15 protein-coding genes are annotated in these 22069 nt (G+C 71.9%); 7 read left to right on the forward strand and 8 right to left on the reverse strand.

Translation table 11 applies throughout. The annotated features are described in order from the left end of the window. The first annotated feature begins 195 nt into the window (after positions 1-195). From OG542_RS02675 to OG542_RS02685, 3 genes are all read left to right on the forward strand, one after another. The gene (locus OG542_RS02675; protein WP_328407814.1) at positions 196-1806 is read left to right on the forward strand and encodes a purine-cytosine permease family protein; all 1611 of its coding nucleotides are present in this window, start codon (positions 196-198) and stop codon (positions 1804-1806) included. Next, positions 1803-2495: an alpha/beta fold hydrolase gene (locus tag OG542_RS02680; protein ID WP_328407816.1), complete on the forward strand. Its 693-nt coding sequence runs from the start codon at positions 1803-1805 to the stop codon at positions 2493-2495. Before OG542_RS02675 ends, OG542_RS02680 begins: the two co-directional genes overlap by 4 nt. A gap of 76 nt (positions 2496-2571) precedes the next feature. Next, entirely contained in the window at positions 2572-3741 is a 1170-nt protein-coding gene (locus OG542_RS02685; protein WP_328407818.1) for a lactate 2-monooxygenase, read from the forward strand. 40 nt (positions 3742-3781) lie between these two features. Here OG542_RS02685 and OG542_RS02690 read toward each other — a convergent pair whose 3' ends face one another. The 3 genes from OG542_RS02690 to OG542_RS02700 all read right to left on the reverse strand — a co-directional run bounded on the left by OG542_RS02690 (position 3782) and on the right by OG542_RS02700 (position 6351). Beyond that, the gene (locus OG542_RS02690; protein WP_328407820.1) at positions 3782-5410 is read right to left on the reverse strand and encodes an RICIN domain-containing protein; all 1629 of its coding nucleotides are present in this window, start codon (positions 5408-5410) and stop codon (positions 3782-3784) included. Positions 5411-5724: 314 nt separating this feature from the next. Then, complete coding sequence (locus OG542_RS02695; protein WP_193481257.1) at positions 5725-6102, reverse strand: toxin Doc; 378 nt, start codon at positions 6100-6102, stop codon at positions 5725-5727. 3 nt (positions 6103-6105) lie between these two features. Then, positions 6106-6351, reverse strand: coding sequence for a hypothetical protein (locus tag OG542_RS02700; RefSeq protein WP_193481258.1), 246 nt, complete (start codon positions 6349-6351; stop codon positions 6106-6108). Between the two features lie 186 nt (positions 6352-6537). Between OG542_RS02700 and OG542_RS02705 the strand changes: the two genes are divergently transcribed. Next, positions 6538-7470 (forward strand): sigma-70 family RNA polymerase sigma factor, encoded by a 933-nt coding sequence (locus OG542_RS02705; RefSeq protein WP_328407822.1) that lies wholly within the window; start codon positions 6538-6540, stop codon positions 7468-7470. Positions 7471-7489: 19 nt separating this feature from the next. Here OG542_RS02705 and OG542_RS02710 read toward each other — a convergent pair whose 3' ends face one another. The 3 genes from OG542_RS02710 to OG542_RS02720 all read right to left on the reverse strand — a co-directional run bounded on the left by OG542_RS02710 (position 7490) and on the right by OG542_RS02720 (position 13829). Continuing rightward, positions 7490-8281, reverse strand: coding sequence for an alpha/beta fold hydrolase (locus OG542_RS02710; protein WP_311129309.1), 792 nt, complete (start codon positions 8279-8281; stop codon positions 7490-7492). A 68-nt stretch (positions 8282-8349) separates the two neighbouring features. Beyond that, positions 8350-10593: a glycoside hydrolase family 9 protein gene (locus OG542_RS02715; RefSeq protein WP_328407825.1), complete on the reverse strand. Its 2244-nt coding sequence runs from the start codon at positions 10591-10593 to the stop codon at positions 8350-8352. 146 nt (positions 10594-10739) lie between these two features. Beyond that, positions 10740-13829 carry a glycoside hydrolase family 2 TIM barrel-domain containing protein gene (locus tag OG542_RS02720; RefSeq protein WP_328407827.1) on the reverse strand — a complete coding sequence of 1030 codons (3090 nt, stop codon included), beginning with the start codon at positions 13827-13829 and terminating at the stop codon, positions 10740-10742. Between the two features lie 258 nt (positions 13830-14087). Between OG542_RS02720 and OG542_RS02725 the strand changes: the two genes are divergently transcribed. Continuing rightward, positions 14088-16475, forward strand: a complete 2388-nt coding sequence (locus OG542_RS02725; protein ID WP_328407829.1) for a SpoIIE family protein phosphatase — start codon at positions 14088-14090, stop codon at positions 16473-16475. A gap of 90 nt (positions 16476-16565) precedes the next feature. Next, complete coding sequence (locus OG542_RS02730; protein WP_328407831.1) at positions 16566-17864, forward strand: arsenic transporter; 1299 nt, start codon at positions 16566-16568, stop codon at positions 17862-17864. Between the two features lie 11 nt (positions 17865-17875). Here OG542_RS02730 and OG542_RS02735 read toward each other — a convergent pair whose 3' ends face one another. Both OG542_RS02735 and OG542_RS02740 read right to left on the reverse strand, forming a co-directional pair. Further along, positions 17876-19948 carry a ricin-type beta-trefoil lectin domain protein gene (locus OG542_RS02735; RefSeq protein WP_328407833.1) on the reverse strand — a complete coding sequence of 691 codons (2073 nt, stop codon included), beginning with the start codon at positions 19946-19948 and terminating at the stop codon, positions 17876-17878. A gap of 241 nt (positions 19949-20189) precedes the next feature. Beyond that, on the reverse strand, positions 20190-21164 hold the full coding sequence (locus OG542_RS02740) for a helix-turn-helix domain-containing protein (RefSeq protein WP_328407835.1): 975 nt from the start codon (positions 21162-21164) through the stop codon (positions 20190-20192). Between the two features lie 61 nt (positions 21165-21225). Here OG542_RS02740 and OG542_RS02745 point away from each other — a divergent pair, with 61 nt between their 5' ends. After that, positions 21226-22065: a phytanoyl-CoA dioxygenase family protein gene (locus OG542_RS02745; protein WP_328407837.1), complete on the forward strand. Its 840-nt coding sequence runs from the start codon at positions 21226-21228 to the stop codon at positions 22063-22065. Positions 22066-22069 lie beyond the last annotated feature (4 nt).

A 22069-nucleotide genomic window follows, 5' to 3' on the forward strand; every position in this document is an offset into this window, starting at 1 on the left:
AGGAATCATCCAGCGACAACGCCGAGAGTGGATGAACCGTCCTCTGGCGTCGCCCGCCCGTGATCATTTACGGTCGGCAGACCCCATGAGGACGGCATCCGCTCGCCGCCGCACACCCAGGCGTCCGGTGAGCGGCCGTCCGCCCCACGACCGCGCCACGCCGCGCTCCACAGACCCGTCCCCGCTGGAGCCCTCTTGCCCTCGCCGGCCGAACGCCCCGCAGACGCCCAACGCCCCTCCCCCGCCGCGTCTCCCCCGTCCCTGACGGAGGTCGAGACGCACGGCGTCGACCGGATCCCCGACGCCGAGCGCTCCGCGACCCCGCTGGACCTGTTCCGGCTCGCCTTCGGCGGCGCCAACACCTTCTCCACCTGCGTCCTCGGCGCCTTCCCGATCCTGTTCGGCCTCTCCTTCTGGCAAGGCCTCGCTGCCACCCTCCTCGGGGTCGTGGCGGGCGCGCTGATCCTGTGTCCGATGGCGGTGTTCGGCCCGGTCAACGGCACCAACAACGCCGTCTCGTCGTCCGCGCACCTCGGCGTGCACGGCCGGGTGGTCGGCTCGTTCCTGTCCCTGCTGACGGCCGTCGCGTTCTTCTCCCTCTCGGTGTGGAGCTCCGGCGACGCCCTGGTCGGCGGCGCCCACCGGCTCTTCGGACTCGCCCGGGACGACCTGTCCTACGCCGTCGCCTACGCGCTGTTCGCGGTGCTGGTCCTCGCCGTGTGCGTGTACGGCTTCCGGTTCATGCTGTTCGTCAACAAGATCGCGGTGACCTCGGCGAGCGCCCTGTTCCTGCTCGGCGCGGTGGCGTTCGGGGGTGACTTCGACCCGTCGTACGCGGGCGTCTTCACCGACTCGGCGGACGCGGCGACGACGGCTCTGTTCTGGCCGTCGTTCATCGGGGCGGCGCTGATCGTGCTGTCGAACCCCGTGTCGTTCGGGGCGTTCCTCGGCGACTGGTCGCGCTACATCCCGGCGAGTGCCCCGCGCCGTAGGGTGGTCGGGGCCGCGTTCCTGTCGCAGATCGCGACGCTGCTGCCGTTCCTGTTCGGTCTGGCCACCGCGAGCGTCATCGCGGACAAGGCGCCGGAGTACGTCGATCCGGCGGCACCCGACTTCGTGGGCGGGCTGCTCGCGATCTCCCCGGGCTGGTTCTTCCTGCCGGTGTGCCTGCTGGCGCTGATCGGCGGCATGGCGACGGGCACGACGGCGCTGTACGGCACGGGGCTCGACTTCGCGTCCGTGTTCCCGAGGCTGTCCCGGGTCCAGGCGACGCTGCTGGTCGGCGCGCTGTCCATCGCGTTCATCTTCGCCGGCCGGTTCGGGCTCGACCTCGTGCGCTCCATCTCGACCTTCGCCACGATGATCATCACGTGCACCACACCGTGGATGGTCGTGATGATGCTGGGCTACTGGACGCGGCGCGGCTGGTACGACCCGCAGGCGCTCCAGGTCTTCAACCGCCGTCAGCGCGGAGGCCGTTACTGGTTCGCGCACGGCTGGAACTGGCGGGGCATGACCGCCTGGTGGGTGTCGGCGCTGCTCGGCGTGCTCTTCACCAACATCCCCGGGCAGTTCGTCGGCCCGCTCGGTGACCTGGCAGGCGGTGTCGACATCAGCCTGCCGCTGTCGCTGGTCGTGGCGGCGGTGCTGTTCCTGACGCTGCTGTGGCTGTTCCCCGAGCCCCGGGCGGTATACGGGCCCGAGGGCTCCCGGCTGGCCCGGACGGTCGAGGTGCCGGTGCCACCGATCACGGGGCCCGGCGCCGAGGGGGCGTTGTCAGACCCCTCGGCTAAGTTGCCGGCATGACCGATTTCGTGCTGGTGGCAGGGACTTGGCTCGGGGCGTGGGCGTGGGACGAGGTGGCGGGCGAGTTGCGCGCGGCCGGGCACGACGTGCATGCCGTGACGCTGTCGGGCCTCGCCGAGAAGCAGGGGCTGCCCGCGGGGCAGCAGACGCACGTCCAGGACATCGTCGACGCGGTCGAGCGGCTCGGTCCGCGGGACGTGGTGCTGGTCGGGCACAGCTACGCGGGCGTCCCGGTCGGGCAGGCCGCAGAGCGGATCGGCGATCGGCTGGCCCGGGCGGTGTTCGTGGACGCCATGGTCCCGGTCGACGGCGAGTCGGCCCTCTCGGGATGGCCGAGCGGACCGGTGCGGGAGGCGATTGCCGCGAGCGGCTTCTGGCCGCCGTTGACCGCGCCCGACTACGCGGGACAGGATCTGACGGACGAGCAGATCGCCCGGATCGTGAACGGCTCGACCCCGCACCCGGGCGCCACGGCGACCGAGCCGGCCGTGCTGCGGGGTGACCTCGGCGAGCTTCCGGTGACGTACATCAAGTGCCTGCTCGACGGCGACGAGCCGATGCCCGTGGTGGCGGAGCTGCTCAAGAGCGACCGCTGGGAGCTGATCGAGATGGACACCGGCCACTGGCCGATGTTCTCCAGGCCGCGCGAACTGGCACGCGTCCTGCACGAATCGGCGACCCGAACCTGATTACTCCCGTCCTGCCTACCGGTCGGTATGGTCGGCGTACTGCGCGTTCTCAGCGACGAGAGGCGGGACGGACGACATGGCGAAGCACTGGGCGGACTTCCAGTACGAGATCTATCTCCACGGGATGACGGGTGCCGTGCCGCGCCTGCCCACCGATCTGACCCGGCTGGAGGAGCTGACCGAACAGCGGCTCGGGCACGGCCCGGTCGGCTACGTGGCGGGCAGCGCGGGGAACGGCAGCACCGCCCGCGCCAACCGGCAGGCCCTGGAGCGTCGCCGGATCGTGCCGCGCATGCTGCGGGACGTGCACGAACGGGATCTGTCGGTCGAGGTGCTGGGCCGCGCCCTGCCCGCCCCGCTGGCGCTGGCCCCGGTCGGCGTGCTGTCGATCATGCACCCGGACGCCGAACCCGCCGCTGCCCGGGCCGCCGCCGCGCAGGGCGTGCCGTACATCCTGTCGTCCGCGTCGAGCACGCCCATGGAGCAGGTAGCCGAGGCCATGGGCGACGCCGAGCGGTGGTTCCAGCTGTACTGGCCCAAGGACCCGGAGGTGGCCCGCAGTTTCCTGAGCCGGGCGAAGGCGGCCGGGTTCAGCGTGCTCGTCGTCACCCTGGACACACCGCTGCTGTCGTGGCGTCCCCGCGATCTCGACCAGGCGTACCTGCCGTTCCTGCACGGCGTCGGCACGGCCAACTACTTCTCGGACCCGGCCTTCCAGGCGGGTCTGGCCAAGCCGGTGCACGAGGACCCGAACGCGGCCGTGATGCACTTCGTCGGGATGTTCTCCGACCCGGCCAAGTCCTGGCCGGACCTGGCGTTCCTGCGGGAGAACTGGGACGGCCCGATCGTCCTCAAGGGCGTCCTGCACCCGGACGACGCGCGGCTGGCCGCCGAGGCGGGCATGGACGGCGTCGTCGTCTCCAACCACGGCGGCCGCCAGGTGGCGGGGTCCGTGGCCGCCGCCGACGCGTTGCCCCGCGTCGTGGACGCCGTCGGCGACCGGCTCACCGTCCTCTTCGACAGCGGCGTCCGCACCGGCGACGACGTCTTCAAGGCCCTCGCGCTGGGCGCGCGGGCGGTGCTCGTCGGACGCCCGTACGTCTACGGTCTCGGCCTCGACGGGCAGCCCGGCGTCGAACACGTCATCCGCTGCCTCCTGGCCGAACTCGACCTCACCCTGGCCCTGTCGGGCCACGCCACGCCTGCGACGCTCGGTCCGGCCGACGTGACGGAGGGGCCGGACTGAGGCGTGGGCGGGGACGAGGCCGAGTTCACCGCTCGGTCGTTCAGCCGTTCGGCGCTGTCACCTGCCGTGCGGTCGGGGCGTCCTCCTCCGCGATCGACAGGGAACCCGCCGCCGTGGGCACGGGTTCCGCCTGCCAGCGCTGTTCGTCGGACCGGTCGCGGACCTTGACGACGATGTCGGCGTCCGGGTCGTCGTTGGTGGAGGTGAGGGCGAGCCGCTCGTCCCAGCGGGGCAGCAACTCCCCTTGCACGGTGAGGTCGTAGCGCACGTCCTCGCCCCGCTCGGCGTCCTCCTCGGCGCAGGTGCCGAGCACGACGACGCCGGCGTCCTTGTGCGAGTCCAGGCACAGCCCGGGATCGGCGACGCTGCGCAGCAGCCCGTCGTTCTCGTACGTCCACTGCTGGGTCCACGCCGTCGAGCACGAGGCCAGTTTCGCCCCCGAGCCCTCCTTCGGCAGGTCCCGGATGTCGAGGCACAGGTCGGCGCCCGCGTTCCGCAGCCGGGTCACGCCCGGGGCCGTGGGCAGCCCGGCCGTGTCCGGCGGTGTCACGGAGCCGGTGCCGTTGCCGCCGGCGGCGCTGTTGGAGCCGGCCGGGTCGGCCTGGCCGCCGTCGTACGACGAGGCGCTGATGATGAGCACCGTCGCCAGCACTCCGGCCGACACCGCGCCGATGCCCGAGAGCAGCGCCCGGGAGGACCGCAACGCGTCCGGGATCCGGACGCCCGGGACCCGGCGGGCGGGCATGGGGATCCGGGACAGCAGACGGTGGCGTGCGTTTCCGGACCGGCCGCCGCCGCGCCGGCCGCCGCGACTGCCGCGCGTACCGTGTGAGGCCCGGCCCGGACGCGAGTCGAGGTAGCGGCGCGCGCCCCAGCCGAGCACCGCTTCGGCGATCAACGGGCCAAGACCGCCCTCGAAATGGCTCAGTTGTTCGGCCGCGTTCCGGCAGTAGCGGCACTCCGCCAGATGCTGCTGGACGTCCGGCAGCAGTGCGCCGCCCCGACGGATCGGGACGTCGAGGAGGCGGTTGTAGAACCGGCAATCATGGGTCGGCGCGAGTTCACGGTGGGCATGTACACACCCCTCGCGGAATTTGTCACGCGCCTGTTCGAGTGCGGCCGACGCGATGTCGGTATCCATGCCCAGCAGGCCGGCGGGGACGCTTAAAGGATCTGCCTCGACGTCGACATGCCAGAGCAAACAGCGCGCGGCGGCGGGAAGTGCCTGGAATGCCCGCTCCGCGAGTACCCGATTTTCGGGCGTCATGGACGTTGCCGCGCGCAGCCCCCGCCCTCCGGCCGGTTTCTGCAGCGCCGGCAGTACGGCGGATATTCGATCGTCGCCGGACCACTCGCGGATCGTGTCGCGCACGGTCACCAGAAGGACCGGGCGCAACGCGACGGCTGAGTCGCCGAAGGCGACGCGGTTGAGGGTCCGGTGGAACGCGGTCCCGGTGACCATGGCGGCGACCTGCGCCGATGAGGCGAGACAGATGACCGCGTAGTCGTACACCGGCTGCCAGTGCCGCGCCATCAGCAGCGCGACGGAATGGGCGGCGACCTCGCCCTCCGGGCTGCCTCTCAGCGGGGCGGCGAGTGATTCATCGGATTCCCCGGGATCCCCGCCGGGCGGGGGATACGGGGGACGAGGGGGGTGGGGGGTGGGCACTGAGATGGTTCCTTCCCACGCGCAGGTGACACACAGAAGTCCTGCCGCCGAAAAGGAGCCCGGTTGGTGCGAACCTTTTCTGGCGCTGCGCGGGAGGTGCGAATTCATCGGTGGCGAATCAGACCCGGTCTGCAAATCACGTGCGACACCCGGCCATTCCCCCCGCACGTGTGTTTCACTCTTGCACAACCCCCACACGACCAACAAGGCGCCCGTGCAACATCCGGCCCATTGACAGAAAGTCAGAAACAGGGAACGCGCGTACGCCTATCGCACCCGTTTTCGACATTTCCGTGCGCCCTGTGTGAATCGGGTCAGATCTGCCAGGACCGCAGCCGGTCCGCCGCGCCGTAGACGTCGGTCGTGTTGGACATCAGGTCGCGGGCGAGGTCGACGAGGGCGCCGTAGGGCGGGTCGATGCCGACGCCACTGACGAACATGTACGCCACGGCCGTCGCGCAGGCGAAGCGGGCGTTGGCGGTGGGCAGCGGCCGGAGCACGGCGAGGGTGTGCAGCAGCGCGGCGGCCCGCCAGGCCGGGTCGGAGTTCACCCCGAGGCGCGGCGGGTCCACGCGGTGCCGGGCGACGGCGGCAACCAGCGCGGAGAAGTCGTTGACGGTGGGCTGGTCCGGCAGGACCTCCTCATGGCGCTGCAGCAGCCAGGGCACGTCGATATGGATGACGGGTGCCATCGGTCAGGCGGCCCGCCCTTCGTCGTTCGCGGGCGGTTCGTCGTCGGGGAAGGCGGCGGCGAACTCGTCGGCGTGGGTCGCGAAGAACCTGCGGAAGGCCGCCGCGCCCTCCTGGAGCGCCCGGTGGCGCGCTATGTCGGCCGCGGCGGCCTCCCGCACGAGCGCCTTCATCGACGTACCGCGCTCCTTGGCGATCTGCCTCAGGTCCTCAAGTTCGCGGTCGCTGAACTCCACGTTGAGAGCTGGCATGCCTTCACGGTACCGCTCGGGTACTGACTCGTAAATACACCCAGGTCAGAGAGGTAATCAGACGGTACCGGCAGCGGTGCGCCGCCGATCGGCCGCCGAAACCCGCGTCACATGGCACGCCGGCGATGTCACATTCCGGGGCCCCCACGGGGTCCCAGTGGTGAGTCGTCTCTGGGAGGCCCACGTATGACCGAGATCACCGCACCCGGCACCGACGCCCCGATCGACGAGGCGACCGGGGTGTTCGTCGACCATCGCGAGCTGCTGTTCGGCGTCGTCTACAACATGCTCGGCAGCGTCGCCGACACCGAGGACGTCCTGCAGGAGACCTGGCTGTCCTGGACGGCCCGCGGCGGCGGCGCTCCCCTGGCAGGCGTCGACAACCCCCGCGCGTATCTCGTGCGGGTGGCGGTCAACCACGCGCTGCGCCGCCGTGCCACGATCTGCCGCAGGCGGGAGACATACGTCGGCCAGTGGCTGCCCGAGCCCCTGGTCGCCGAGGGCGAGGCCGAGACCGCCGAGGGGCCCGCCCTGCGCTCCGAGTCGGTGTCGCTGGCGATGCTGGTGGTCCTGGAGTCGCTGACCCCGCTGGAACGGGCCGTGTTCGTGCTGGGCGAGGTGTTCGGCTACCCGCACGCCGAGATCGCGGAGGTCATCGACCGATCCCCCGCCGCCGTACGGCAGTTGGCGCATCGGGCCCGGGAGCATGTGCACGCGCGGCGGCCGCGGTACGACGCGCATCCGCGGGTGCGGCGGGAGGCGACCGAGCGGTTCGTGCGGGCGGCGCTCGGCGGGGACATCGCCGCGCTGATGGAGGTCCTCGCGCCGGACGTCACGGCGTGGACGGACGCCGGCGGCAAACGCAGGCCGGCGAGCCTGCGCCCGGTGCACGGACGGGACAAGGTGGCCCGCCTGCTCACGTCCGGGCGCGGCGGTCCGCGCAACCCCGTCTGGCGCTACCGCCGCGTCAACGGCGACGACGCCGCCGTGCTGTTCGACGGGGACGCGCCGTTCGCCGTCCTGGTGCTGGACCTCACCCCGGAGGGCGACCGGGTGCGCGGCATCTATGTCGTGGCCAATCCGGACAAGCTCGCCCACGTGCCCAAGGAGGAGGCGTGAGCGGCCGGGGCCGGTCCGCTCAGGACCGGGCGCGGCAGAACTCCCGGACGGTCCGGTTGAAGGGCTCCGGGGCTTCGATGTTGCTGAGGTGACCGATGCCCGGAAGCACGACCAGCGTGGCGTGCGGGATCGCCGCCAGGAACGGGTGGGCGACCTGCTCCACCGGGGAGCGCTTGTCCAGCTCGCCCCACAGCAGGAGCGTCGGCACCTTGATCCTGGGCAGCAGGTCGCGCTGGTCGGCCTCGGCCATGACGGTGAGCTCGGTCCGCATGCTCTGGCGGCGCGTGTCGGCCGACATCACGGACAGCAGGCGTACGGCTTCGGCGGGGGGCGCGCCCGCGAACAGGCCCGGCATGGTCGGCGCGAAGTCCTCGGCCGGGACCGCGAGCATCCGCTCGGCCCCCTCGACCCGTGCCCGTACCTCCGCCGCGGGCAGCGAGCCCTTCCAGCCGGCGTAGGTGTCGACGAGGAGCAGCGTCCTGACGAGATCGGAGTGGTGCCGGTAAAGCTCCAGCACGATGGTCCCGCCCCAGGACAGGCCGAGGACATGGGCCGGGCCGAGGCCCACGTCCTTGATGACCGCCGCCAGACAGCGGGCGTAGTCGGCCAGGGTGAAGGAGGGCGGTACGTCGGAGGAGCGGCCGGCTCCCGGTTCGTCCCAGGCGACCACGGTGAACGCGTCGGCCAGGTCGGCGACCTGGCCACGCCAGAGACGGGCGTCCGTGGTGGCGCCGTGCACGAGCACCAGAGGCGGGCCCGAGCCCACCCGGTCGTAGGCGATCTCGATGCCGTCTACCCGCACCGCGTGCATGGGACCAGGCTACGCGCGGGTGCCGGGGGCGTCCTGTCGGCGGACTCCCCCGGCACCGGACACGTTCCCTACCCCTGGTCCGCCACGAAGGCGGCCATCCGGGTCAGGGCGGCGTTCCAGTTGATCGTGTGTTCGTTGGTCGACCAGGACTGGATGTCGTCGATGTAGCAGAACTGTCCGACGCAGCCCTGGAGTTTGCTCTGTGCGTAGGGGTCCTGGATGCTCGAGTTCGGCCCGCCGGCGAGGGTGCCCTTCGGCGGGTTCGGCAGGTCGGGGTCGAGCTGGCGGGCGTACCAGCGGCTGTGCTGGTTCTCGGAGCTGACCTCGCCGTAGCCGGTGACGTAGGAGATGTTCAGCGCGTTGCGGCCGAGGATGTAGTCCATGCTCTGCAGCGCGCCGTCCCGGTACTTCGAGGCGCCGGTGATGTCGTACGCGGTGGCGAGGACGACCGCGTTGTTGAGCACCTGGTGGCTTGAGCCCCAGTCGTACGTGTTGCCGTCCGGCGCGTACGGCATGCCGTAGGGGTGTGCCTTCAGCGTCGCCAGGTAGCGGTCGGCGCCCTTGACGACGGACTGGCGGACTTTGTCCCGGCCGGGCAGCTTGTTCGGCACCGTGGCGAGGTCGAGCCGTCCCGCCGCGCCGGTGCGTGCCCAGTCGAAGCCGATGGGCTTGAAGATGTCGGCCGTGTGGACCGGGGACTTCAGGACGTGGTCCTCGAACTGCTTCTCCCCCGTGCTGAGATACAGCTCGGCCGCCGCCCAGTAGAAGTCGTCGGTGACGTCGCTGTCGGCGTAGGCGCCGCCGCCGATGCCGTCGCTCTCGGAGGCGTGGCGGTCGGGGTGGGCGAGCGCCGCCGACCAGGCCTTGCGGGCGGCCGCCAGCGCCCTGTCGGCGAACGCCTTGTCGTGGGACCGGTAGAGGCGGGCCGCCTGCGCGGCCGTGGCCGCGAGGTTCAGGGTGGCCGCGGTGGACGGCGGGTGCAGCTCCCGCTTCTGCGGGTCGTCGCTGGGCAGCAGCGGCAGCCCGGTCCACTGCTCGTCGTGCATCTTGTGGTGGGCCATGCCGGCCAGCGGCTTGCCGTCGGGCACCTGCATCTTCAGCAGGAACTCCAGCTCCCAGCGGGCCTCGTCGAGGATGTCCGGGATCTTGTTGCCGCTCTCGGGGATGGCGAGCGTGCCGTCGCCGAGCTTGCCGGCGTCGCCGGTGCGGGCGTGCAGCGCGCGTTCGTGCGTGCTCAGCACCTCCCAGGTGGAGATGCCCCCGTTGACGACGTACTTGCCGTGGTCGCCGGCGTCGTACCAGCCGCCGCTGACATCGAGCGTGTAGTCGCACACACCGGGCTGGCACGGCACGGCGGTGTCGCCCTGGTTGGGGGCCACGCCCACGTGCCCGGCCGGGCGGCCGTACCCGGGCCGCAGGTCCTCGCGGATCTCGATGCCGCTGCGCTGGGTGTAGTAGTACTTCGCCGAGTCCAGCCGAAGTCGTTCGTACGCACTCGCGCCGACGTCGAAGGGGCGGCTGGTCTCGCCGTCGGTGACCAGGGTGAAGCCGGTCCCCTTCTTGCGGTACGCGCCGAAGTCGATCGAGTGGACGTTCTGCCCGGACGAGGCGTCGACGCCCCGTGGCACGGTCGTGCCCCGGGCGACCACGGCACCGCGGGCGTTCTTCAGCTCCCAGGGCAGTTTCGCCGTGGCGTCGGTGACCAGGGTGGCGTTCTTCGGCCCGGCGGGCAGGTAGCCGACCTGATTGACACGGACCCGGGGGCCGGTGTCGGGCTCGTACGGCTCCGGCGCGACGCCGCCCAGCAGCGAGACGTCGTCCATGCAGAACCGCCAGGCGTCCGCGCTGCCGCCGAGCTGGAAGCCGACCTGGCCCTGGGCGGTGTCGACGGGCGAGGTGAAGGTGTAGGAGTAGCTGTCGCCGGAGACGCTGAGCTGCGGTGTCACCTCGTAGTAGGTGTCGTACGGGGACACCGACAGGCCTACGATCGCCCGCACCACGTGCCCGGCGGGCGTGCCGGTCGCGCTGAAGGAGAAGCGGTACGACTCCCCCTTCACGAGGGTGATGTCGTTCTGCCCGACGGCGGCGTCCCAGCGGTTGGTGGTGCCGCCGGGCACGTCGGCGCAGAGCCGGCCGTCGGACAGACCCCCGGTGACGTTGCTGGTCGTCCACCAGGGGGCGGTGGTGGTGTCGAAGGTACCGTTCTTGACCTGTTCGAGCTCTTCGGCCCCGGCCGGTGCGGAGGGCAGCGCGGTGAGCGCGGCCGCCAGGAGGGCCGTCAGGGACAACAGGGCGGTTCTGCGTCGTTTCACGTCTGGGCTCCTCTGGAGAGGTGCGGGTGGCGCTCGTCGTGGGAGCGCTCCCAGATGCGGGTGCCGCCATGGTTGTTGCTGATGTGACACCCCGTCAACGGTCCGGACGGGACTGGCTGTCCGCCACCCGTCCGGACCGGTGCGGTCTAGAGGGTGTCCAGCCGGCTGATGCGGATCGCGCCCCGCGCCTCGTCGGGGTGGCGGCTCGTCAGGGTGAGCCGGATGCGGGAGCCGCGGACCGCCTTGAAGGTGATCACGGTGGGGGCGTCGGAGGCGGTGGCCCAGTCGATCGCGGTGTCCCGCACGGCCCGCCACGCCCGGCCGTCCCACACCGCCACCCCGATCGCCGCGGGCAGGCTGTGCGTGGCGTCCACCGTGAAGAAGACGTCCACCCGGTCGAAGCCGCGGATGCGTCCGTGGTCGACCGAGACCCAGTCCTCGGAGCGGGCCCCGTCGAAGGCGGGCAGCAGAGCCGTGGCCTGCTTGAAGAAGCCGTTGGACCAGCCGGTGGCCGGATCGCCGTCGAGCATGGCGGCGGGCAGGGTGTCCGGACGGCCGGAGTAACTGGCGTCCGCGTGCGGGTGGTCCACGGGCGCCGGGTGCTCCGGCTTGAACACCGGCGGGGCCGTCTCGACCCGGTCGCCGGCCCGGGTGGCGCGAACGACCGCCGTCCCGGTGCGCAGGCCGTCGGCGCGGGCGGTCACCTTCACCGTGCCCGTCCTCGTGCCGGAGCGGACGATGGCGAGTGCCTTGCCGTGGTAGGCGGTGCGGGTGCTCGCCTGGTAGCGCTCGGCGCTCTCCTGCCGGCCGTTGTCGAGCCCGGCGAGGGAGCCGCCCGCCACCTCGAAGGAGATCAGGTGCTCAGCGTCGGGCACCACCACACCGCGCCGGTCGACCACCTCGGCGGTCACGAAGACCAGCGAACGGCCGTCCGCGGCGAGGGACTTGCGGTCCGGTGTCAGGCGTATCACGTGCGGGGCACCGGCGGTGCGCAGCACGTCGGTGGCGACCGTCCTGCCGTCCTTGCGCGCGACGGCCTTCAGCACGCCCGGCTCAAAGGGCACCTTCCAGGTCAGGTGCAGCTTGCCGGCGCTGCCGTTCGGACTGGTGTAGCTGCCGGGATAGGGGCCGTCGGTGAAGGTTTTGTCGTCGCCTGTCGCCTCGGTGGTCTCCAGGTAGGCGCGGCCGTCGACGGTCTTCTTCGTGTCGAACCGCCGCACGCCCAGCGACTTTCCGTTGAGGAACAGCTCGACGGTGTCGACGTTGGCGTACGCCCAGACCTCGACCGTGTCGCCCTCGGCGTGGTTCCAGGTCATCGGGAGCAGGTGGACCATCGGCTTCTCGGTCCACTGGCTCCGGAAGAGGTAGTACATGTCCTTCGGGAAGCCCGCGGTGTCGACCGCGCCGAAGAAGGACGCCTTGACCGGGAAGACGTCGTACGGCGTGGGCTCGCCGATGTAGTCGATGCCCGACCACAGGAACTGCCCGGCGAACCGCTTGCGGTCCCGGTCCTTCTTGTGGCCGTACTCGCCGCTCATGGTCCAGGAGGCGAGGTTGTTGTCGTAGGAGGAGGTCGCGCGCCGGCCGGGCGTGTAGTTCTCGCCGGTGTTGAGGTGCTCGGGCTCCTGGTAGGCGCCGCGGGTGGAGGTCTCCGAGGAGGACTCGGACTCGAAGAGGAAGAGGTGCGGGTAGGCCGCGTGCAGCTGGTCCACCGACTTGGCGGTGTTGTAGTTGAGGCCGAGGCCGTCCAGCTTGGCCAGCATCAGGTCGGCCGCGGAGCCCTTGGCGGGGAGGCGGCGGTACTTGTCGGAGCCGATGATCAGTGGACGGGTGTCGTCCACGGCGCGGATCGCCTCGATGATCCGGTCGGCCATGGCAAGGCCGGCGGTGGAGGTGGAGTCCGGGACCTCGTTGCCGATGGACCACATCAGCACGGCGGGCGAGTTGCGGGCCGCCAGCACCATCTCGGTGGTGTCCTTCTCGCCCCACTCGTCGAAGAACCGGCCGTAGTCGTAGGGGTTCTTGCCGGTGCGCCAGCAGTCGAACGCCTCCACCAGCATGACGATGCCCAGCTCCTCGCAGACCTGGATCACCTCGGGCGCGGGTGGGTTGTGAGAGGTGCGCAGGGCGTTGACGCCCATGGACCGCATGATCTCCATCTGCCGGTGGATGGCGTCGATGCTGACCGCGGCGCCGAGTGCGCCCAAGTCGTGGTGGAGGTCGACGCCCTTGAGCTTGTAATGGGTGCCGTTGAGGAAGAAGCCCTCGTCCGGGTCGAAGCGGAAGGTGCGGAAGCCGAAGGGCGTGCGGTAGGTGTCGGTGGTCCGGCCCCCTACGCGCAGTTCGGTGTGCAGGGTGTAGCGCTGCGGGGCGTCGATGTCCCACAACTCGGGTCGCCGAACGGTGAGTTCGTGGGTCTCGGTCGTCTCGTCGGTGACGGCGACCGTGGAGGAGGTACGGGCGACCGTCCGGCCTTTACGGTCGACGATCCGGGAGACGACCTCGACGTCCGCGCCCGCGCCCGACTCGTCGACGACCGAGGTGTCGATCCGTACGACGGCCCGCTCGGCGGAGATCTCGGGCGTGCGGACGCGGGTGCCCCAGCGGGCCACGTGCACCGGCTCGGTGATCACCAGGCGGGCCTCGCGGTAGATGCCACTGCCCGAGTACCAGCGGCTGCTGGGGAGCCGGTTCTGGACCTTGACCGCGATCACGTTCTCGGTGGTGCCGTCGGTGTGCACCAGGTCGGTGAGGTCGAAGGCGAAGCCGGTGTAGCCGTAGGGGTGGCGGCCGGCCTCCTCGCCGTTGCAGTAGACATGGGAGTCCATGTAGACACCGTCGAACTCCACCGAGATCCGCTTCTTCGCGAGGGCGGGTGGCAGGGTGAAGGCGAGGCGGTACCAGCCGAGGCCGCCGGGCAGGAAGCCGGTGCCGCTGGTGGTGCCGTGCTCGGTGGTGGGGGCCTGCTCGATGCTCCAGTCGTGCGGGACGGCGACCTCACGCCACCGGGAGTCGTCGTAGCCGGGAAGCGCGGCGTCGGCATAGGCGCCGGTCGGGTCGGTGATGCCGCCCGGGTTGACCAACGCGAAACGCCAGCCGTCGCGCAGGGCGACGGTGCTGCGGCCGGACGCGCCGCGCGCCTCCTCTGCGGCCCACGCCTCCGGGGTGCCGAGCAGCGCTCCGGCCGCGGGCGCGGCCGCGGAGGCGAGCAAGACCGATCTGCGCGTGACCGACATGACGGCTCTCCCTCATTAAGGCCCAGAAGTACTCACAACTGATCGTGAACAAACAGATTCTGTCGAGGTGTCACACAGGGCCGTCAAGGGTGCGGCAACATCCTTCTGTCCCAGGCGTCACATCGGCCGGAATCGGCGCCCCGACCCCACACAGCCGGGCGCCGCCGGGGTTACCGGTTCACGTCGGGCGCCTACGGACTAGGCTGGAACTCAAGCGACCTCTCTGATAACTGTGAGTGTCCGTATGGAGTGGCGACGATGATCCCGGACGAGCCGTTGGACGATGGCGTGGCCGCCCGTGCCGTCATCGCCGCCGACGGCACGCTCACCGAGTGGAGCGAGGGTGCCCGCCGCCTCCTGGGCCACACGTCCGCCCAGGTCGTGGGCCGTCCGGCCGCCGAGCTGCTGGCCGACGACGCGGACGCGCCCCCCGCGCCCCACGATGCCCGCTGGAGCGGCACGCTCGCGCTGCGTCACCGCGACGGCCGTACGGTGTCCGTCTGGGTGCTCGCCCACCGCAGACCGCCGGAGGGCGAGACGGCCGAGTGGTTCGCCGTGTCCCCGCCGGAGGCCGCCGGTACGGAGCCGTCGGACGACCCGCTGGTGCGGGCGGCCCTCACACAGTCACCCTGCGCCACAATGATCTTCGACGAGGGGCTGAGACTGCGCGGCGTCAACGACGCCATGGCGGACCTCCTCGGGATGCCCGCCGGCCGCCTGCGGGGTCTGAGACCCACCGACATCGGCAGCCGGCCGCAGAACACCGAGCTAGAGGAGAATCTGCTCCGGGTGCTGAGCACCGGCCGGCGTCAGGACATGCAGACGTACATGAAGGCCAGCGGCGAGACCCGGGGCGCGCACGCCTGGCTGGCCCGGATCGCCCCGCTCACCGACGCGTCCGGCCAGGTGCGGGGCGTGTGCGTGACCGCCCACGACTTCAGCGACCAGTACCGGTCACGGGAGCGGCTGCAGCTCGTCAACGAGGCGAGCGTGCGCATCGGCACCACCCTCGACGTCACCCGTACGGCCCAGGAGCTGGCGGACGTGTGCGTCCCGGCGCTCGCCGACTTCGTCAGCGTCGACCTGCTCGACACCCGGGAGCACGGCGGCGAGTCCGCAGGGCCGCCCGTCCCGCCGGTGAGTCTGCGCCGGGCCGCCCACCAGTCGGTCAACTCGGGCAGCCCCGAGGCCGTCGCCAAGCCGGGGCAGGTGGAGATCTACCCGGCGTCCTCCCCGCAGGCCGCCTCGCTGATCGCGGGCCACGCGGTGGTGGCCTCGGGTTCGGAAGAGGACCTCGAGCGGTGGCTCGCCTGGGACCCGGCTCGCTTCCGGCGGGTCCGCGAGTACGGCATCCACTCCACGATGTCCGTCCCGCTCCAGGCCAGGGGCACCATCCTCGGGGTCGCGGTGTTCACCCGCTTTCGGCGCGCCGAGAACTTCACGGACGACGATGTGCTGCTGGCCGAGGAGGTCACGGCCCGGGCCGCCGTCTGCATCGACAACGCGCGCCGCTACTCCCGCGAGCGGGAGACGACCCTGACCCTGCAGCGCAGCCTGCTGCCCCGCCACCTGCCGCACACCGCCGCGGTGGAGGCGGCCTCCCGCTATCTGCCCGCCACCCGCTCCGGTGTGGGCGGCGACTGGTTCGACGTGATCCCGCTGTCCGGGATGCGGGTCGCCATGGTCGTCGGGGACGTCGTCGGCCACGGCATCCAGGCCTCGGCCACCATGGGCCGGCTGCGCACCGCCGTCCGCACCCTCGCCGACATCGACCTGGCCCCCGACGAACTGCTCACCCACCTCGACGACCTGGTCGTCCGGCTGTCCCAGGAGTCCGGCGGCGAAGAGGCGGCCGGCACCGGGGAGGTGGGCGCGACCTGCCTCTACGCGGTGTACGACCCGGTGTCGCGGCGGTGCACTCTGGCCAGGGCCGGGCACCCGCAGCCCTTCCTGGTGCCACCGGACGGCCCGGCCCGGCAGCTCGACCTGCCCTCCGGTCCCCCGCTCGGTGTCGGGGGGCTGCCGTTCGAGAGCGCCGAGGTGGAGCTGCGTGAGGGCAGTGTCCTGTCGTTCCACACGGACGGGCTGCTCGCGAGCCGCGAGCGGGACATCGACACGAGCCAGCGGATGCTCGGCGACTCCTTGTCGGTCCCCGCCGGCTCACTGGACGAGATCTGCGACCGCGTGCTGCAGGCGCTGCTCCCCTCGGGCGGCTCCGCCGACGACGTGGCCCTGCTGCTCGCCCGCACCCGGGGTCTGCCTTCCTCCCAGGTCGCGACCTGGGACATCCCGGCCGACCCGGCCCTGGTGGCCCCGATCCGCAAGCAGGTCGTCGAACAGCTCGAGCGCTGGGCGCTGACCGAGGCCACGTTCACCGCGGAGCTGGTGGTGAGCGAGCTGGTCACCAACGCCATCCGCTACGGCGCCAAGCCCATCCGGCTGCGGCTGATCCACGACGCGGCCACGCTGATCTGCGAGGTGTCCGACACCAACCACACGGCACCGCACCTGCGCCGGGCCAAGGCCTGGGACGAGGGCGGACGCGGTCTGCTCCTGGTGGCCCAGCTCACCGAGCGCTGGGGCAGCAGGCACACCCCCGAGGGCAAGACCATCTGGGCCGAGCTGACGTTGCTCGACGCGCTGTGACCGGACGGTGAACTCGGTGGCACCGCCGGCCACTCTCCGGCGCGGGCCGTAAGAAAGCCCGGGCACAGGTTCTTACCGGAGCCTGGTTTCATGGGCGGGCACCGCCTGCGTACGCCCCCGGAGGACCCCGCCCTGAACACCCCGCTCGCCGAAGTCCTGTCCGTGGCGCTGCTGGCCGCTGTGCTCGTCTGGGCCGTCGTCCGCCCGAAGGGGCTGCCCGAGGCCGTACTGGCGGTTCCGGCCGCCGGGCTCGCCGTCGCCGTCGGAGTGATCTCGCCCGCTCACGCGTGGGAGGAGATCCAGCGGCTGGGGCCCGTGGTCGGTTTTCTCGCGGCCGTGCTGGTGCTCGCCCACTTCTGCGACGTCGAGGGGCTGTTCACGGCGTGCGGGGCGTGGATGGCCCGCTGGGCGGCGGGGCGTCCCGGGCGGCTGCTGACAGCGGTGTTCGCGCTGGCCTCCGTCATCACGGCCGTGCTCAGCCTGGACGCCACGGTCGTCCTGCTGACACCGGTGGTGCTCGCCACCGCCACCAGGATGGGCGTCCAGGCCCGGCCGCACCTCTACGCGTGCGCGCACCTGTCGAACACTGCCTCGCTGCTGCTGCCGGTCTCCAACCTGACCAACCTCCTCGCCTTCACGGCGAGCGGACTGAGCTTCACCCGGTTCACGGCGCTGATGGCTCTGCCCTGGCTGGTCGCCATCGGCGCCGAGTATGTGATCTTCCGGCGTTTCTTCGACCGTGAACTGGACGCCCCTCTCCCCTCCGTCGACCCCGCGCGGACTCCCGAGCTGCCGCTGTTCGCCCTGGTCACGGTGGGCTGCACGCTGGCCGGATTCGTCGTGGCCTCCGCCCTCGGGATCGCACCGGCGTGGGCCGCGCTGGCGGGTGCGCTGGTGCTGGCCGGGCGGGCGCTGCTGCGGCGGCGGGCCACCCCGCTGACGGTGGTGCGCTCCGCGGCACCGGCCTTCCTGGCGTTCGTGCTCGCGCTCGGCGTCGTCGTGCGCGCGGTCGTCGACAACGGGCTCGCAGACGCGCTCCACCGTGTGCTGCCCGGCGGCTCGGGCCTGCTCGCGCTGCTGGGCGTGGCCGCGCTGGCCGCCGTCCTGGCGAACCTCATCAACAACCTGCCCGCGGTGCTGGTGCTGCTGCCGCTGACCGCCGGGGCCGGTCCCGGTGCCGTGCTGGCGGTGCTGCTCGGCGTGAACATCGGCCCCAATCTGACCTACGCCGGATCGCTGGCGACCCTGCTGTGGCGGCGGATCGTGCAACAGCACGGGCACCGCGTCGAGCTCGGGGAATTCACCCGGCTCGGGCTGCTCGCGGTACCCGCCGCGCTGGTGCCGGCCGTGGTGGCGCTGTGGCTGTCGCTGGGGGTCGTGGGGGTCTGAGTCGCGCCCGGTCAGCGGCCGCGACCGCCGTAGCCGTCGCCGTGGCCGTAGCCATCGCCGTAGCCGTCGCCGTGGTCGCCGTTCCAGGAGCAGTAGTAGCCGTAGTAGTGGCACGTGGTGCTGGGCGAGGGGCTCGTGGGCGCCGGCTGGGACGTCGTCGGAGTGGCGGTCGGGGTGGGGGTCGGCTCGGGTGTCCTCGACGGTGTGGGGGTGGGGGTCGGGGTGGGCGTGGGCTGCGGCACCGGAGCGGCGGCTTCCCAGTTGACGACCTCCATCTGGAGATCGGCCTTGGAGGTGTCGATCACCCAGCGCTGGACCTCGTCGTCCGCCCGGGTCTTGAGGACCAGGGTCCCCGAGCCGTCGGTCGCGGCCGGGGCCAGGGCGAGCTCCTGGTCCCGGCGGGGCACCAGGGCGCCCTGGAGGATGAAGTCGTAGCGAATGTCGTTGATGTCGGGCCGGGACGGACCCGTGCAGGGGGCCAGCCGCACCGAGTAGCCGAGCCGTGAGTCCAGGCACAGGTCGGGGGCGGCACCGTTGCGCAGCAGCCCGTCGGTCTCGTACGTCCACTGCTGGGCGGGGGCCGAGGAGCAGGCGGTGAGTTCGGCTTCCGCGTCCTCGACGGCCTTCTTGCCCTCGACGCCGACGCACAGGCCCGAGGCGACGTTGTGCAGCCGGCCGCGCAGAGCGCCCTTGCGGGGCTCGCCCGCCCCGACCCAGGACGGGTCACCGGTCGGCTTGCCCGCGCCCGGGCCTGGTGCCTCGGAGGGCCGGTCGGAGCCGGCCGGTGGGGCGACGTCGCCGGTGTTGCCGATGGACCACATGACCAGCGGGAGGACGACCAGGCCGCTGGCGGTCAGGACGCCCACGGTGAGGTTACGACGGCGGGCGGCACGGCGGGCCGCCTTGTGGGCGGATCTGCGCGAGGCGGTGCGGGGGCCCACGGCGTCCGGGCCGGTGGCCGTTCCACCGGCCGGTGCCGGCGCGCCGGGTGGGGTGGTGGGGAATGCCTCCTGGGCGTGGGCCAGGGCCTGCGCCTGGTCCTGCGTCCGGACCCGGACCTGCGGTGGGGCACCCGCTTCCCCTCCGGCTGCGGGGGCAGGTGGCGCGGCCACCGGGTCGACGGGGTCGGTGAACGACTCCCCGACCGCGCCGGCGAGGGCGACGGGGTCCGGGAACGCCGCACGCGCGGCACCGGCCGGTTCCGTGCCGGCCATGTCCCCGGGAACGCCGCTCTCCGGGGAGGCCTCCACGGCGCCGCTCGACCGGCTCTCCACGTAGTCCTGCCCGCCCCAGCCCAGCACCGCCTCCGCCAGGGCGACGCCGAGCCCGTGGTTGAACCGGTCGAGTTGGTCCGCGGCGACGCTGCAGTGCCCGCATCCCTCGATATGCGCGCGTAGATCGGGGTCGAGGTCGAGGGCGCCACGTCGATACGTCACATCGAGCAGGCGCAGGTAGCGCCGGCATTCCTCGTCGGGGGCGAGTTCGCGGTGCAGCTGGAGGCACTCCTCGCGCATCCGGTCGCGGGCCCGGGCCAGTTCGACGCGGGCGCCCTCCTCGTCCAGGCCGAGCAACCCGGCGGGAGCCGTGAGCGGTTCGGCCTCTACCTCGATGTGCCACAGCAGGCAGCGGGCCGACTGGGGCAGCCGCTGAAAGGCCCCGGACAGCAGGCGCCGGTGCTGCGGCGGCAGCAGCCGTGCGGCCGGCCGCTCCCCGTCACCGGCCCCGGAGAGCAGATCCGGGTGGAGCATGTCTCTTCGGTGGTCGGTGGCCCACTCGGCCGCGATCCGCCGTACGGTGACGAGCAGTTGGGGCCGCCAGGCGGATGTCGGACCGTTCTGGCGCAGGCTTTCACCGAAGAGCCGGGTGAAGGCGGCGGTGGTGAGCATTCCGGCGAAATGCGGACCGCCTGTGCACAGCCGGGCGTAGGCGAAAGCCGCCTCCCAGTGCCGGTCCAGCAGCTCGCCGACGGGATGAAGTGCGGGCGTCGCGCCCGTCCACTTCCTGAGCTCGGCACTCAGTTGCTCGTCCGTCGGGCCGAACCTGCGGGCCGGGGCCGGGGAATTCGACGGACTTGCGTCGTTCACGGCTGCATTCCTCTCAAGGACATGCGGAATAAAGTCCATACCAAGGGGTATGCCAGCACGGCGGCTCGCGCATACGAAAGAACGGCGCGCTGTCCGCACGCCGACAGGGCACACCTTTGCACAGGTCAGCGACAAGGAACAAGGGATCTCGCGGTTTCGTGCATTACGTAGGCGGCCAGAACTTTTTGACAAAATGTCAATCAGCGCTCCGAAAGGGATTTCCGGGCTCCCCGCTCGGTTTTTATGGCAGGTATTCGCCCGGTTCCCGTCGCCGTCCGGAAACCGCTGGGCCGGACGGGTCGCCGTACTTTGTCCGGTACGCCCCGGGCGGCATCCCGTAGCGCTCGCGGAAGACGCGGTTGAAGTGGAACGGGCTGGCGAAACCCGAGGCAGCGGCCACACGTTCCACGGGCAGGTCGGTGCCCTCCAGCAGCCGCGCGGCGTGCCGCAGCCGGGCCTCACGCAGGGCGCGCATGGGCGACTGGCCGAGCTGCCGGCTGAACAGATGGGCGAAGCGGGACGGCGACAGGGCGACGCCCTCGGCGAGCGAGCGGACGGTGTGCGGGGCGCCCGGGTCGGCGGCGATCAGCTCCTCGGCCCGGCGGATCCGTGCGTCGAGACCGGGGCGGGGTGCCACCGGCCGGGCGCCGGCGGTGGTGAGGAGGACGATCTCCTCCAGCGCGCACAGGGCGAGTTCGCGGGCCGCGCTGCCGTGTGCGACGGCGACCTGCCCGTCCGGGGCGGCCGGTGCGGCCGGTGCCTCCGTCCCGGTCCAGCGGGCGTCGGTGTGCATCCGCCGGAACGCCGACTCGACGCGGCCGTGCACACCGGCCGGGGCGGCTGCGACCACGTACACCCCGTCGCCGGCGTCGTACGGCCGCAGCCACCCGGCCCACGACGGGCGGGCCTGGCAGTGCGTCCACCAGAACCGCCAGTGCCGGGCGCCGGGCTCGACCGCGTAACCGTGCGGGACACCCGGCGCGAGCACCACGAGGTCACCTGCGCCGACCGAGGTCTCCACGGCGCCCTGCCGCAGCCGGCCCCGGCCTCCCGTGGTCCAGGTGAAGAGCCAGCTCGCAGAGCCACGCGGACGGTTGACGGCGTAGCCGGGCGGCTGGTCGAAATGGCCGAGCACGACCAGGCCGGGCGGCGGGGCGGAGACCCCGTCGTTCCCGTTCTCAGCAGGCCCGGGCAATCCGTCAGCACGCACGGGCATCCTCCTCGACGACAGGGCGACCTAGTGTCGGACCGTGGACACCCGACCGAGGAGTGCGCTCATGACAGTCACGGGCAACGGCGCCGCCGACGCTCCCATCCTGGACCCCGCCGGGCTCCGGCGGTACCGGGAGGGGTTCGAGGAGAACGGTTTCACGGTCGTACGCGGGCTCTTCGGGGCCGACGAGATCGAGCGGCTGTGCGGCGAGTTCGCGGCACTGCACGCGGCCGGCCCGGTTCCCGGGCACTTCGAGCCGCGTGCGGCCGGGCCGGACGCCGATCCGCTGCGCGTCTGGCCGCGGGTGATGCACCCGCACGAGATCAACGGCCTCGCCCGGGACGTCCTGCTGGACGCCCGGCTGCGCACGGTCCTGGAGGTGCTCCTCGGGGAGGAGGTCCTGGCCGCGCAGAGCATGTTCTACTTCAAGCCGCCGGGCGCCCGGGGCCAGGCTCTGCACCAGGACAACTTCTATCTGCGGGTGGAGCCGGGCACGTGCGTGGCCGCGTGGCTGGCGTGTGACGTGATCGACCGGGAGAACGGCGGGCTGGAGGTCGTGCCGGGCACGCACCGGATGGAGGTGTTCTGCCCGGAGGAGGCGGATGCGGGGGTTTCCTTCGCCCGGGAGTATGTTCCGCCGCCGCCCGGGCTGGCGCCCGTGCCGGTGGACATGTCGCCGGGGGATGTTCTGTTCTTCAACGGCAGCCTGGTGCACGGGTCGCAGCCGAACCGTTCGGGTGATCGGTTCCGGCGGTCGTTCATCGGGCACTATGTGGGGCGGTCGGCGGAGCGGATCGGGAGGTTCTACCGGACGTTGTCGATGAGTGGGGGGCGGGTGGCTCTGCCGGAGAGTGAGGGGGCGGGGCCCTGCGGGACGGAGTTCGCGCCGCAGGGGCCCCACTGACCGC

Source organism: Streptomyces violaceus (assembly GCF_036014075.1).
Classification (GTDB): Bacteria; Actinomycetota; Actinomycetes; order Streptomycetales; family Streptomycetaceae; genus Streptomyces; species Streptomyces violaceus.

What these genes read in the sequence shown, in the direction of transcription:
- OG542_RS02695 (WP_193481257.1), bottom strand. Translation starts at nt 6,102, where the DNA reads ATGGCACCCGTCATCCATATCGACGTGCCCTGGCTGCTGCAGCGCCAT.
- OG542_RS02710 (WP_311129309.1), bottom strand. Translation starts at nt 8,281, where the DNA reads ATGCACGCGGTGCGGGTAGACGGCATCGAGATCGCCTACGACCGGGTG.
- OG542_RS02725 (WP_328407829.1), top strand. Translation starts at nt 14,088, where the DNA reads ATGATCCCGGACGAGCCGTTGGACGATGGCGTGGCCGCCCGTGCCGTC.
- OG542_RS02730 (WP_328407831.1), top strand. Translation starts at nt 16,566, where the DNA reads ATGGGCGGGCACCGCCTGCGTACGCCCCCGGAGGACCCCGCCCTGAAC.
- OG542_RS02700 (WP_193481258.1), bottom strand. Translation starts at nt 6,351, where the DNA reads ATGCCAGCTCTCAACGTGGAGTTCAGCGACCGCGAACTTGAGGACCTG.
- OG542_RS02745 (WP_328407837.1), top strand. Translation starts at nt 21,226, where the DNA reads ATGACAGTCACGGGCAACGGCGCCGCCGACGCTCCCATCCTGGACCCC.
- OG542_RS02680 (WP_328407816.1), top strand. Translation starts at nt 1,803, where the DNA reads ATGACCGATTTCGTGCTGGTGGCAGGGACTTGGCTCGGGGCGTGGGCG.
- OG542_RS02720 (WP_328407827.1), bottom strand. Translation starts at nt 13,829, where the DNA reads ATGTCGGTCACGCGCAGATCGGTCTTGCTCGCCTCCGCGGCCGCGCCC.
- OG542_RS02685 (WP_328407818.1), top strand. Translation starts at nt 2,572, where the DNA reads ATGGCGAAGCACTGGGCGGACTTCCAGTACGAGATCTATCTCCACGGG.
- OG542_RS02705 (WP_328407822.1), top strand. Translation starts at nt 6,538, where the DNA reads ATGACCGAGATCACCGCACCCGGCACCGACGCCCCGATCGACGAGGCG.
- OG542_RS02740 (WP_328407835.1), bottom strand. Translation starts at nt 21,164, where the DNA reads ATGCCCGTGCGTGCTGACGGATTGCCCGGGCCTGCTGAGAACGGGAAC.